This is a genomic window from Methylobacterium sp. OAE515 (assembly GCF_041806315.1).
GTDB lineage: Bacteria > Pseudomonadota > Alphaproteobacteria > Rhizobiales > Beijerinckiaceae > Methylobacterium > Methylobacterium tardum.
In genome coordinates this window covers 3,054,230-3,067,113 of record NZ_JBGMUV010000001.1, presented here as the reverse complement: position 1 = coordinate 3,067,113, position 12,884 = coordinate 3,054,230, and the positions used below count along the sequence as shown (strand labels likewise).

9 protein-coding genes are annotated in these 12,884 nt (G+C 72.6%); 3 read left to right on the top strand and 6 right to left on the bottom strand.

Annotation, left to right across the window (positions count from 1 at the left end; genetic code table 11):
• Positions 1-80 precede the first annotated feature (80 nt).
• Entirely contained in the window at positions 81-1,319 is a 1,239-nt protein-coding gene (locus ABIE45_RS15070; protein ID WP_192708621.1) for a DNA repair exonuclease, read from the top strand.
• Between the two features lie 22 nt (positions 1,320-1,341).
• A complete protein-coding gene (locus ABIE45_RS15065) occupies positions 1,342-4,818 on the top strand; it encodes a YhaN family protein (RefSeq protein WP_192708620.1) in 3,477 nt (1,158 codons plus the stop codon).
• 207 nt (positions 4,819-5,025) lie between these two features.
• Here ABIE45_RS15065 and ABIE45_RS15060 read toward each other — a convergent pair whose 3' ends face one another.
• From ABIE45_RS15060 to ABIE45_RS15040, 5 genes are all read right to left on the bottom strand, one after another.
• Positions 5,026-6,525: a carboxypeptidase M32 gene (locus tag ABIE45_RS15060; protein ID WP_192708619.1), complete on the bottom strand. Its 1,500-nt coding sequence runs from the start codon at positions 6,523-6,525 to the stop codon at positions 5,026-5,028.
• Positions 6,526-6,569: 44 nt separating this feature from the next.
• Complete coding sequence (locus ABIE45_RS15055; RefSeq protein WP_192708618.1) at positions 6,570-8,378, bottom strand: ATP-binding cassette domain-containing protein; 1,809 nt, start codon at positions 8,376-8,378, stop codon at positions 6,570-6,572.
• Between the two features lie 66 nt (positions 8,379-8,444).
• On the bottom strand, positions 8,445-8,681 hold the full coding sequence (locus tag ABIE45_RS15050) for a hypothetical protein (RefSeq protein ID WP_192708617.1): 237 nt from the start codon (positions 8,679-8,681) through the stop codon (positions 8,445-8,447).
• 80 nt (positions 8,682-8,761) lie between these two features.
• Entirely contained in the window at positions 8,762-9,076 is a 315-nt protein-coding gene (locus ABIE45_RS15045; protein ID WP_192708616.1) for a polyhydroxyalkanoic acid system family protein, read from the bottom strand.
• Positions 9,077-9,186: 110 nt separating this feature from the next.
• Complete coding sequence (locus ABIE45_RS15040) at positions 9,187-9,498, bottom strand: septal ring lytic transglycosylase RlpA family protein (RefSeq protein WP_373622887.1); 312 nt, start codon at positions 9,496-9,498, stop codon at positions 9,187-9,189.
• 623 nt (positions 9,499-10,121) lie between these two features.
• On the opposite strand from ABIE45_RS15040, the gene ABIE45_RS15035 reads away from it, so the two are divergent.
• Positions 10,122-11,312, top strand: coding sequence for a site-specific DNA-methyltransferase (locus ABIE45_RS15035; RefSeq protein WP_373622357.1), 1,191 nt, complete (start codon positions 10,122-10,124; stop codon positions 11,310-11,312).
• Positions 11,313-11,517: 205 nt separating this feature from the next.
• Here the strand turns inward: ABIE45_RS15035 and mutY are convergent, their stop codons facing one another.
• On the bottom strand, positions 11,518-12,849 hold the full coding sequence (mutY, locus tag ABIE45_RS15030) for an A/G-specific adenine glycosylase (protein ID WP_192708613.1): 1,332 nt from the start codon (positions 12,847-12,849) through the stop codon (positions 11,518-11,520).
• Positions 12,850-12,884: the final 35 nt, after the last annotated feature.

Sequence of the window (12,884 nt, the reverse complement as noted above, 5' to 3'; positions counted from 1 at the left end):
CTATGAGCCGGCACGCGATGCCGGCCGGCCTGCCCGGGCCGGCCTCCGTTCCGGACGCGCTACGATCCCCTGGGATATCGATGACGGGCTTCAGCTTCATCCATGCGGCGGACCTGCATCTCGGCAGCCCCCTGTCGGGGCTCGCCGCCCGCGATGCCGACCTGGCCCGGCGCCTCGCCACGGCCGGCCGGCAGGCCTTCGAGGATCTGGTCACCCAGGCGATCGAGCGGGCGGTCGCCTTCGTGGTCGTGGCCGGCGACATCTACGACGGCGACTGGGCCGACAACTCCATCGGCCTGTTCTTCGCCCGGCAGGTGGCCCGGCTCGACCGCGCCGGCATCCCGACGATCCTGGTGCGCGGCAACCACGACGCCGAGAGCGTGATCACCCGCTCGATCACCCTCCCGCCCTCGGTCCACGTCTTCCCCGCCAACCGCGCCGGGACGTTCCGCCTGGAGGGGCTGCGGGTCGCCCTGCACGGCCGGAGCTTCCAGGGCCGGGCCGTCGAGGAGAACCTGTCCCTGACCTACCCGGCCGCCCTGCCGGGCTGGTTCAACCTCGGCATCCTTCACACCTCCTGCACCGGCCACGCGGCCCACGAGACCTACGCCCCGTGCTCGGTCGCCGACCTCGCGGCACGCGGCTACGAGTACTGGGCGCTCGGCCACATCCACGAATACGCGGAGCTGTCCCGGGATCCCTGGATCGTGTTCCCCGGCAACCTCCAGGGCCGCAGCATCCGCGAGCGCGGCGAGAAGGGCGCCGTGGTGGTCGATGTCGCCGACGGCCGCGTGACCGGCCTCCAGCGCCTCGCCCTCGACCGCGCCCGGTTCGAGCAGGTCTCGGTCGATCTCGCCGCGGCGGCGGATCCTCGCGTGGCGCTCGAGGCCGTGGAGGCGGCGCTCCGGCCGCTCGCCGTCCTGGCCGCCACCCGGCTCGTCCTCGTGCGCGTCCACCTCACCGGCACGACGCCGGCCCACGACGCGCTGGCGGCCGACCGGGAGTCGCTCACGGCCGAGATCCAGGCCGCCGCCCACCGGCTGCACGAGGATCTGTGGCTTGAGCGCCTCAAGATCGAGACGCACCGGCCCCGCGCGCCGATAGAAACGTCCGGCACCGCGATCGACCCCGCCGCGCTGCTCGCCGACATCGACCGCGATCCCGATTTCCGGACGCGGGCCAAGGCGGCCCTGGCCGAGATCGGCGGCCGGATGCCGACCGCGGTCGCCGCCGAGGCGGGTCTGGAAGACGAGTTCGACGCCCTCTGCGCCGAGGCCGAGGCCCTGATCCTCGGCCGCCTCGTCGGCCGGCATTGCTGAGCGGAGCGCCCAGGGAGATCCGATGCGTCTGATCCGCCTCGCCCTCGAGCGCTACGGCGCCTTCACGGACCGCGCGATCGCGTTCCGCCCCGACGCGCGGCTGCACGTCGTGCTCGGAGCCAACGAGGCCGGCAAGAGCACGGCGCTCGCGGCCGTCACCGACCTGCTGTTCGGCTTCGAGAAATCCACGCGCTACGCCTTCCTGCACGACATGCCGCAGCTGCGCCTCGGCGCGGAGATCGCCGCCGCCGACGGCCGCCGGCTGAGCTTCCGCCGCCGCAAGGGCAACAGCCGCACGCTGATCGATGCGGACGATGCGCCCCTGCCCGACGACGCCCTCGCGCCGTTCCTCGGCGGCCTGTCGCGGTCGGCCTTCTGCCGCGCCTTCGGCCTCGACGCGCAGAGCCTGCGGGCGGGCGGGCGCGAGATGGTCGACGTGGAGGGCGAAGTCGGCGCGAGCCTGTTCGCGGCGGGCTCCGGCCTGCGCGGCCTCACGGACCTGCAGACCGCCCTCGACACCGAAGCGGAGGGCATCTTCGCGCCGCGCCAGGCCAAGCACCGGACCTTCTATCAGGCGCTGGAACGCCACGACACCGCCCGCAAGGCCATCCGCGAGAAGGGCCTGCGCGCGGGCGACTGGCGCGCGCTGAACGACGAGATCGCGGCCGCGGCCAACCAGCTCGACGCGCTCCGGGCCGAGCAGAAGGCCATGGCCGTCGAGCGCGCCCGCCTGGAGCGGCTCAAGCGCGTCCGGCCGATCGTCGCGGAGATCGATGCGCTGGAGCAGCGCATCACGGCCGAGGACGGCCTCGTCGACGCGGATCCGGCCTGGATCGAGCGCCTCGGCGGCGCCCTCGATCGCTGCCGGACGGCGGAGGCCGAGGCGATTCGGGCCGACACCGTCCTGGCCCAGGCCCGGACGGAGGCCGAGGCCGTGCCGGTCGAGCCGGGGCTGACGCTCCGGGCCGACGAGATCCTCGCGGCCTTCAGCGGCACCAAGGAGTACGAGAAGGGCGGGACGGACCTGCCCCGGATCGAGGGCGATGCCCACAAGGTCGGGCTGGACCTGGAGCGGTTGCGCGCCCGGATCGGTGCCGCCGATCTGGCGGCGCTCGAATCGGCCCAGCCGACCGATGCCGCCCGGGCCCGGATCGAGGGGCTGATCCGCGCGCATCGGACCCTGTCGGCGGCCGAGGAGCAGATCGCCCGCGACCACGCCGTGGCCCTGGCCGAACGGGACCGGCTGGCGGGCGAGATCGAAGCCGCGGGCGCGACGCACGATCCGACGCCGCTGCGCGAGGCGCTGAAGCCGCTTGCCCGTCTGCACGAGTGGATCGCCGCCCACGAAACCCTCGGTGGCGCGATCCGGCGGGAGACGGCGCTGCTGCGCAATCAGGCGGCCCGGCTGTCACCGCCCGTCCCGGACACCGCCGCCCTCGTCCGGATGCCGCTGCCCGCGCCGGAGGCGATCGCCCGCTTCCGCGCCCTCCTCGACGGACGACATCGCGAGCGGGAGCGCGCCGTCGACCGGCACGAGACAGCGTTGCGCCAAGCCGCCGCGACCCGGGACAGGCTGCGCGCGCGCGAGGCCGGCCGGCCGATCGCCACGCGGGAGCGGCTGGACGGGGCGCGGGCGTCCCGAGACGCGGCGTTCGCACCGCTACGGGACGCCCTGGGGGCGGGAAAGACAGCGGCACTCGCCGAGATCGCCGCTTACGAGCGGGCTGTCCTCGAAGCGGACCGGCTCGCCGACGAGCGCGCCAGCGACGCGGCGCGGGTTGCGGCCCATGCCGCCGACCAGGACCGCCTCGCCGCCGAGGAGGCGGAAGTCGCCGCCGCGCAGGACATCCTGGACGGCATCACGGCCGATATCGCGGCCGGCGAGGCGGCGTGGCACGCGGCGTGGCTTCCCGCCGGGATCGAGCCGGGACCGCCCGTCGAGATGGCGGCCTGGCTCGCCGAGACGGAGAACCTGATCGAGGCCGAGCAGCGGCTGGCCGAGCAGCGGATCGAGCGGGAGCGGCTGGCGGCGCGGATCGAGGCCGCCCGGTCGCCGCTGGCGGATCTGTACGCCCGCTCCGGGCTCGACCCCGCGCCGGAGCTGGAGGTCGGCCCGGCCCTCGAACGGCTGGAGGCGCGGGTGGCCACGCTGGCGAGCCGCTGGGAGGCGAACCTTCAGACCGGCGGCCTGCTCCGCGCGGCCTGGGCCGCCTGCGCCCGGCTGGACGCGACCCGCGCCGAGACCGCGACGCGGCGCGCCGCATGGCAGACCGAATGGGCTTCGGCCCTGCAGCCGCTGGGCCTCGCCGCCACGAGCCGGCCCGAGGAGGCGGAGGGTGCCCTGGAGGCGTGGCGCACGGTGCCCGACCGGCTCTCGGAGCGCGCCGCCCTGAACCGCCGGGCGACCGGGATCCGGCGCGACATGGAGGCGTTCCGGGTCGGCGCGGCGGCCCTGATCGAGGCGCTGGCGCCGGACCTCGCCGACACGCCGGCGACGACCGCGATCCGCACCCTGCACGCGCGCCTTGTCGCCGCGCAGGCCCGGGAGGCGCGGCGCGCCGAGCTGGACCGCCGGCGCGACGAGGCCGCGGCGGCGAGCCGCGCCGCGGCCGACCTGCACGCGGCGGCCCGAGCGGCGCTGAGCCGCGCGGTCGCCGCCGCGATGCCGGACCGGGCCGAGGCGCCGATGCCCGAGATCGAGGCCCTGTTCGGCCGCCTGAGCGCCCGGGAGAGCCTGCGCGCCGAGCTCCTGCGCCTGCGCGGCAGCCTCGCGGGCGCCGCCGACGGGCTCCCGGAGGCCGAGCTCCGCGTCGGCCTCGAAGCGCTCCCGCCGGAGGCGATCGAGGCCGAGCTGGCCCGGCTCGCCCTGGAGGCGGAGGAGCAGGCGGAGCGCGGACAGGTCATCTTCGCCGACCGCGACCGTGCCGAGCGGCGCCGGGCCGAGCTGGAAGGCGGAACCGGCGCCGAGCTGGCGCTCGCCGAGCGCAAGGCCGCTGAGGCGGATTTGCAGGCCGCGGCCCGCTCCTGGGCTGTCCTGCGTCTCGCCGGGCTGATGCTCGGGCAGGCGGTCGCCCGCCACCGCGCCGGTCAGCAGGATCCGCTGCTGGCGCGCGCCGGTGCCCTGTTCTGCGCCATGACGGGCGGCGGCTTCTCCGGGCTCGCCCAGACCTACGACGAGGCCGACACGCCGCGGCTCGCGGGGCAGCGGGCGGGCGGCGGGCTGGTGCAGATCGAGGGGATGAGCGAGGGCACCCGCGACCAGCTCTATCTCGCCCTGCGGCTGGCCTATCTGGAAGATTACGCCGGCCGCGCCGAGCCGGCACCGTTCATCGGCGACGATCTGTTCTCGACCTTCGACGAGGTGCGCACCGGCCATGGCCTCGACGCGCTGGCGGCGATCGGGGAGCGGGTTCAGCCGATCCTGTTCACGCATCACCGCCACGTCGCCGACATCGCCCGCGACCGGCTCGGCGCGGCGGTGGACGTGGTGGCGCTGTAGCGGCTCGCGGGGCGGTCGGCCCATGGCGGCCTCACAGGTCGGGAGCGCGTATCCACACCGTCATTCCGGGACGGCGCAGCAGGGCCCGGAATCCAGATCCGCAAAGGTCGGCGAGCCGAGCACCGTCGGCGGCTCTGGATCCCGGGCTCCGCTGCGCGGCCCCGGGATGACGTGGCGGCCGGCGATGCCCTGCCTTCGACAGCCCGGTCAGCCTCGCGCGTCCCCGAGATACCGCGTCTCCAGATGCGCCCGGAACGAAGCGGTGCCGAGCGGCGCGCCCGTGGCGCGGGTGAGCAGATCGTCGGTGCCGAGCAGAGAGCCGACTTCGTGCACGTTGCTCCGCAGCCAACCGCGCAGAGGCCCGAAATCGCCCTCTGCCAGGCAGCCCGGAAGCGCCGGCTCGGCCGACCGCGCGGCCCGGAACAGCTGCGCCGCCGCCATGGCGCCGAGCGTATAGGTCGGGAAGTAGCCGAAGGCGCCGCTCGGCCAGTGGATGTCCTGCAGGCAGCCCACCCGGTCGTTCGGCACGGTCAGGCCCAGCAGCTCCCGCAGGCCATCGTTGAAGGCGCTCGGCAGGTCCCGCACCGCGAGGTCGCCCGCGATCATCGCGGTCTCCAGGCGGTAGCGCAGCAGGATATGGGCCGGGTAGGTCGCCTCGTCGGCATCGACCCGGATGAAGCCCGGCGCGACCCGGGTGTTGAGCGCGTGCAGGTTCTCGGGCGACCATTCCGGCCCGGACCGGCCGAACGCCGCGCGGAGCATCGGTGCCAGGAAGGTGAAGAACTCCCGGCTGCGGCACGCCTGCATCTCGATGATCAGCGACTGGCTCTCGTGCAGGCTCATGCCACGGGCCGCGCCGACCGGCTGGTGCCGCCAGGCTGCCGGCCGGCCCTGCTCGTAGAGGGCGTGCCCGGTCTCGTGCAGCACGCCCATTAGGGCGCGGCCGAAATCGGCGGCGTCGTAGCGGGTGGTGATCCGCACGTCGTCGGTGGCGCCGCCGCAGAACGGGTGCAGGCTGATGTCGAGCCGGCCTCGATTGAAGTCGAAACCCACCGCCTCCATGAGCTTGAGGCCGAGCTCGCGCTGGACCGCCACGTCGAACGGGCCGGTCAGCGGCAGCGGCGCCGGGCGGGCGGCCTGGATCTCCCGGGCGCGGGCGATCAGCGCCGGCAGCCAGCTGGTCAGATCCGCGAACAGCGGATCGATCACCGCCCGGCGCATCCCGGGATCGTAGCTGTCGAGCAGCGCGTCGTAGGGATCGAGCCCGAGGGCCGCGCCCTTGGCCTGTCCGATCTCCCGCTGGAGCCGCAGCACCTCGGCGAGGTGCGGCTCGAGCCTGGCGAAATCCGCATCCCGCCGCGCCTCGCGCCAGACCATCTCGGAGCGGGACACCGCGCGGGAGCTCGCCTCCACGAGGTCGCGGGGGACGGCCGTGGCATGGGCCTGGGCGCGGCGCATCTCGCGCAGGTTGGCGGCCGGCCAGGATTCGAGGCCGCTCGCCCGCTCGGCGGCCGCCAGGTCCTCGGCCGCTTCGGGCGCCGTCAGGATCTCGTGCGCCAGCCCGCGCAGGATCGCGAGCTGGTCGCCCCTTGCCTCGGCGGCGCCGTCGGGCATCAGCGTCTGCGCGTCCCAGCCGAGGATCCCGGCGGCGCCTTCGAGGGCCGCGAGCCGGGCGAAGCGCTGTTCGAGGGTCTGGTAGGCGGTCATGCGGTCTCCGGTCCCTGGGAATGTCTCGCGGCTGCCGGCGGCGCTCACCCCGCCTGCAGCATCTCCAGCTCCAGCCAGCGGTCCTCCGCCTGCGACAGCTCGGTCTCGGCCTGCGCCAGCATGGACGAAGCCTTGTCGAAGCGGGCGGGATCGCGGGCGTAGAGGTCGGGGTCGGCCAGGATCGTCTTGAGCTGGCCGATCGCCGCCTCCAGCTTCTGCATCCGGGCCGGCAGCGTCTTCAGCTCGTGCTGCTCGTTGAAGCCGAGTTTGGGCTTGCCGGCCGGCGCGGCAGCCGTCCCGGTGCGCGCCTTGGTTTCCCGGGGCTCCTTGGCCTTCGGCGCGACCGTGCGCGCCTCGACCCCCTGCCCGCGCTGGATCAGCATGTCGCTGTAGCCGCCGGCATACTCGACCCAGCGGCCCGCCCCCTCGGACACCAGCACGCTGCCGACCACCCGGTCGAGGAAGTCGCGGTCGTGGCTGACCAGGATCAGCGTGCCCTGGTAGTCGCCCAGCATCTCCTGGAGCAGGTCGAGGGTCTCAAGATCGAGGTCGTTGGTCGGCTCGTCGAGGACCAGCAGGTTGGCGGGCTGCGCCAGAGCGCGGGCGATCAGCAGCCGGTTGCGCTCGCCGCCCGACAGGACCGAGACCGGCGTGCGCGCCTGCTCGGGGGCGAACAGGAAGTCTTTGAGGTAGCCGATCACGTGGCGGCTCTGGCCGTTCACCGTGACGCTGTCGCCCCGTCCGCCGGTGAGCACGTCGGTGACGGTCATGCCGGGTTCCAGAACCGCGCGGGCCTGATCGAGCACCACCGGCAGGAGGTTGGTGCCGAGGACGATCTGCCCCGAATCGGGCGCGAGCCGGCCCATCAGCAGGTTGATCAGCGTTGACTTGCCGGCGCCGTTGGCGCCGACGATGCCGAGCCGGTCGCCGCGCATCACCCGCAGGGACAGGCCGTCGACGATCGGCCGGTCGCCGTAGGATTTCGCGATGTCGCGGGCCTCGACCACGAGGCTGCCCGAGGATTCCGCGTCCGAGGCCTGCATGCTGACGCTGCCCACCGGACGGCGCACCTCGCGGCGGTTCTTGCGCAGCTCGTGCAGGTTGCCGAGCCGGCGGACGTTGCGCTTGCGCCGGGCGGTGACGCCGTAGCGCAGCCAGTGCTCCTCGGCGGCGATCTTGCGGTCGAGCTTGTGCTGGTCGCGCTCCTCCTCCTCGAAGAACGCGTCGCGCCACGCCTCGAAGCCCGAGAAGCCCTGGTCGATCCGCCGGGTCTCGCCGCGGTCGAGCCAGATCGTGGCCCGCGACAGGGCCGACAGGAAGCGGCGGTCGTGGCTGATTAGGACCAGGGCCGCGCGGGTGCCCTTCAGCTCCGATTCGAGCCACTCGATCGCCGGCAGATCGAGGTGGTTGGTGGGCTCGTCGAGGAGCAGCACGTCGGGCTCGGGCGCGAGCGCCTGGGCTAGCGCGGTGCGCCGGCCCTCGCCGCCGGACAACTTGGTCGGATCCTCCGCGCCGGTGAGCCCGAGGCTCTCCAGCAGGTAGCGGGCGCGGTGGGTGGATTCGCCCGGCGGAAGCCCGGCCTCGACGAATTCGAGCGTGGTCGCGAAGCCCGAGAAGTCCGGCTCCTGCGCGAGATACCGGATCGTCGTGCCGGGCTGGACGAAGCGGCGGCCCTTGTCGGGCTCCACGAGGCCCGCGGCGATCTTCATCAGCGTCGACTTGCCGGACCCGTTCCGCCCGACAAGGCAGGTGCGCTCGCCCGGCGCGATGGTGAGGTCGGCGCGGGTGATCAGCGGCGTGCCGCCGAAGGTGAGCGCGACGTCCTGAAGGGTGAGAAGCGGTGGAGCGGCCATGGGCCGGCTTATGGCAGCGCCGGGCGGCCGGTTCAAACGCTGCCGCTCCGACGGGGCTTCTCCCGGTCAGGCGATCGGGTTGGCCGGCCCTGTGGGCGGGCTGATCTCCGGAGCGCCGGGATCGTTGACGGGGATCTCGGGCGGCTGGATGCCCGGCGCCTCGGCGGGCGTATTGCCGGGAATCTCCGGTCCCGGCGGCTGCGTCGGCGCCTGCGGCGGGTCGTAGGGCCGGTCGGGTGCCGGAGCCGGCTGCGGCGGCACCTCGGGGACCTGCCCCGGGTCGGCGAGCGTGAACTGGGACACGGTGTTCCTCCGGATGGCCGACGGTGCGTTCCTGCACCGTTCGGGCGGAAACGAGGTCCCGCCCCTCCGGTTCCGGACGGCTACTTCTTGGTGAGCAGCAGGTTGCCTTCCTTGCTCGCTACCTTCTGGATCTTCTCGGCGAACAGGGCGAGCAGGAACGGCAGCTTCACCTCAAGGCGCACGCTCTCCGCGCCGACATCGATGGTGCCGGCGACGTTCTGTGCGAGCGCCGACACGCCGAAATCAAGCCGGTCACCCGTCCAGGCCAGTTGGTCGACGGCAATGCCGCTCTTGGCCAGGAAGGCCCGCGCCTGCTCGGTGCCCTGCTCAAGGCGCCGCTTGGCCTCGTCGCGGCCGAGGTCGTGCGGGATATCGACGATGAGGGGCTTGGGCATGGGCAGCTGATCCGATTTGAACCCGGCTGCAGATGGGGCCTTGCATCGTCGCCGACAACGCCCGGAGCCGCCCTGCCCCTTCGGAGCCGGGCGGCCGAAGGTCTGCGACGTTAGTTCAGGACCTGCAGGGAGACGTAGGTCGTGCCGCCCATGCCGAGGGCGCGGGCCGAGCCTCGCGACAGGTCGATGATACGGCCGCGCACGAACGGACCGCGGTCGTTGATGCGCACCACGACCGAGCGGCCGGTCCGCTTGTTCTCGACGCGGACCCGGGTTCCAAAGGGCAGGCTGCGATGGGCGGCGGTCAGTCCGTTGGGGTTGAAGTGCTCGCCGTTCGCGGTGCGGTGCCCGCTGCCGTACCAAGAGGCCGCTCCGCTCTGCGCGGTGGCCGGGAGGCTCGTTCCGAGGACGGTGGTCAGCATTCCAAGCGAGACGACGAACTTTCCGAAACCAAACGACATTCTCAACGCATTCCCTTTGTTTTTGTCGGGGCGGCGCCAGTCGTGTGGGAAATCGGCCGGAATATGGCAGGTGTTCGCGTACTGCCGAGGTCACATTTTGGCCGGTTTTTTCCTGGTCATTCTCATTACATAGGTGTTTATTTCGGATTATTTCCGTCTGATCTTTGAAATACTCATAGGCCAGTCGAGCGATGTATTGTGCAAGATCTCTCGCGGCCGGACGGAAAGGCGGTGAATGGGCACGGATTCCTAAGCCCTGCGCTGACTGTGACCCTGCCTCCCGCTGGGCTGGACCCGGAGGACACGAGCAAAGCCGATGGCTGTCACCGATCATGCGAGGCGCTTCGGCAAGGATAGCCCACGCGACGGCCGACCGACCGGAAGGCGAATCCTGGTTTCGCCTGGCCGTGAATGCCCGGAATGAGACCGGTAACCCTTGCTTAATCAGTGCGGTGCCCGGCCTGATCCGCGCCCGGCAAAAATTGCAGCCCCAGAACGGGACGCATCGCGGGCAAAATCGACAACGCGACCTTTACCGTACCGGAGGCATGGTCTGCCGGTCAGTCGCGTAACCGGTGTTTGCCATGGCTTCCCCGCGTACCGTGGCTGCCGACGCCGTCGCCCGGAAACAGGTCTCGCGTGCCGGGCGGCCCGCGTCGGCGCCACGGATGGGTCTCGTACCCGCCCAGCGTTCCCTACCCCTCGACCAGGTTCTCGTCGGGGATTGCATCGCGGCCATGAACGCCCTGCCGGCGTCGAGCGTCGACTGCGTGTTCGCCGACCCGCCCTACAACCTGCAGCTCGGCGACGCCGGCCTGCTGCGCCCGGACCAGAGCCGCGTCGACGCCGTCGACGACGACTGGGACAAATTCGCCACCTTCGAGGCCTACGACGCCTTCACCCGGGACTGGCTCGCGGCCTGCCGCCGCGTGATGAAGCCGAACGCGACCCTCTGGGTGATCGGGTCTTACCACAACATCTTCCGCGTCGGGAGCGCGTTGCAGGATCTCGGTTACTGGATCCTCAACGACATCGTCTGGCGCAAAGCCAACCCGATGCCGAACTTCCGCGGCAAGCGCTTCACCAACGCCCACGAGACCCTGATCTGGGCCTCGCGTTCGGCGGAGTCGAAGGGCTACACCTTCCATTACGAGGCGCTCAAAGGGGGGAACGAAGACCTCCAGATGCGCTCCGACTGGTTCATCCCCCTCTGCACCGGCGAGGAGCGCCTGAAGGATTCGGCGGGGCATAAGGTCCACCCGACGCAGAAGCCCGAGGCCCTGCTCGCCCGGACGCTGCTTGCGGCGACCAACCCCGGCGACGTGGTGCTCGACCCGTTCTTCGGCACCGGAACGACCGGCGCCGTCGCCAAGCGCCTCGGCCGCCGTTTCATCGGCATCGAGCGCGAGACGGTCTACGCGGAGGCCGCTCGTGAGCGGATCGCCGCCGTCGAGACCCTGTCGAAGGCCGCCCTCATGGTCGCGCCGACCAAGCGCGCCGAGCCGCGGGTGCCGTTCCTGTCGGTGATCGAGGCCGGGCACATCCGGCCCGGGGAGATCGTAACCGACGAGCGCCGCCGCTTCCGCGCCACGGTGCGCCCGGATGGCCAGCTCGACAACGGTCTCGTCATCGGCTCGATCCACAAGATCGGTGCCCTGGTCCAAGGGCTCCCCGCCTGCAACGGCTGGACCTTCTGGCACGTGGAGCGCGGCGGCAAGCCGGTGGTGATCGACACCTACCGGGCCGGCCTCCGGCAGGCGATGGCGAACGGCTGAAACGCCGCCGTCTTTGCGAGCGCAGTCAAGCAGTTTGGTCGGCGCGACGATGTCGGACGTCGCGCTGCACTGGGTCGCTTCGCTGCGCTCGCGATGACGGAGAGGATGGGATTGGCAGCAGGTCTCGATCGGAGACCTTATCGCCGGAGTGCCGTCATTGCGGGCGCTCGCCTGCGGCGAGCCTCGGAACGACGGCGCGACAGGGTCACGAGCGTTTTCGAGCTGCACCCCGGCGTCGCGGCGATGCCGGAACGGCGGGCGGCTCCACTTCTCCTTCGAACAGTTCGTCAGCCTCTGGCGGCGCGGGCGCCGGCTTCGGCTGGGGCTTCGGCACGGCCCGGATGCGCGGACGCGGCTCGGGGTCCGGCATCGACACCGGCGGCTCCATCGCCGCGAGCAGCGGCATCGGCGGCGGCTCCTTCTTGGGGCGGCCGCGCGGCTTCTTCTCCGGCTCGGGCTTCGGGTCGAAGGCATGCGCCAGAACCTTGCGCATCAGCCCGGGCAGCGGCTCGTCGTCGAGGGCGCTGCGCGGGGTGAAGCGCATGCCGGACGGGGCCGCCGTCGCGAGCGCGACGCGGGCGACGAACACCGTCAGCTCCAGCGGGAAATGCGTGAAACCGTGGCGAACCAGCCCCGGCAGGCGCTTCCACCGCGCGTCGAGAGGGGCGTCCAGCAGGGCGGCGGCAACGTCGTAATCCGGCTCCCAGGCGCTGCCCGGCGGCTCGGCCATGTTGCCGAGCAGCCCCTCCGGGGGGCGGGTCCGCAGCAGCACCGCCTCGTCGCCGCTGCGGATCGCCACGAAGGCCGCGCCGCGGCGGAGCGCCCCCTTGGCCACCTTGATCTTGCGCGGAAACGTCTCCTGGATGCCGAGCGCGCGGGCGCGGCAGGGCCGCATCCAGGGGCAGAGCGCGCAGGCGGGACGCTTGGGCGTGCAGATCGTCGCGCCGAGATCCATCAGCGCCTGAGCGAAGTCGCCCGGCCTGTCCTCCGGCACCAGCGCCTGCGTCAGGCGGCGGATCTCCGGCCGGCTGCCCGGGAGCGGCGCCTCCACCGCGTAGGCCCGGCTCAGGACGCGCTCGACATTGCCGTCGACCGCCGCCTCCTGCCGGTCGAAGGCGATCGCCGCGATGGCGCCGGCCGTGTAGGCGCCGATCCCCGGAAGCTTGCGCAGACCCTCGGCCGTGTCGGGGAAGCGGCCACCTCCGGCCGCGACGGCCTTCGCGCAGGCGTGGAGGTTGCGGGCGCGGGAATAGTAGCCGAGGCCGGCCCAGGCCGACATGACCGCCTCCTCGGGGGCGTCGGCCAGGGCGAAGACATCCGGGAAGCGCGTCAGGAAGCGCTCGAAATACGGCCGGACCGCCGCGATCGTGGTCTGCTGCAGCATGACCTCGGACAGCCAGACCCGGTAGGGTTCGGGCATCTCGCCGGCGAGCGCCCGCCACGGCAGGACCCGCCGATGCCGGTCGTACCAGGCGAGCAAATCGTCGGCGCGCGGTCCGGGACCGGGCTCGGGTTCCGTGGCTGTGCGAAGCGGCATGGGCACGTCGATCGGGGTCGCGCTGCATAGCCGGA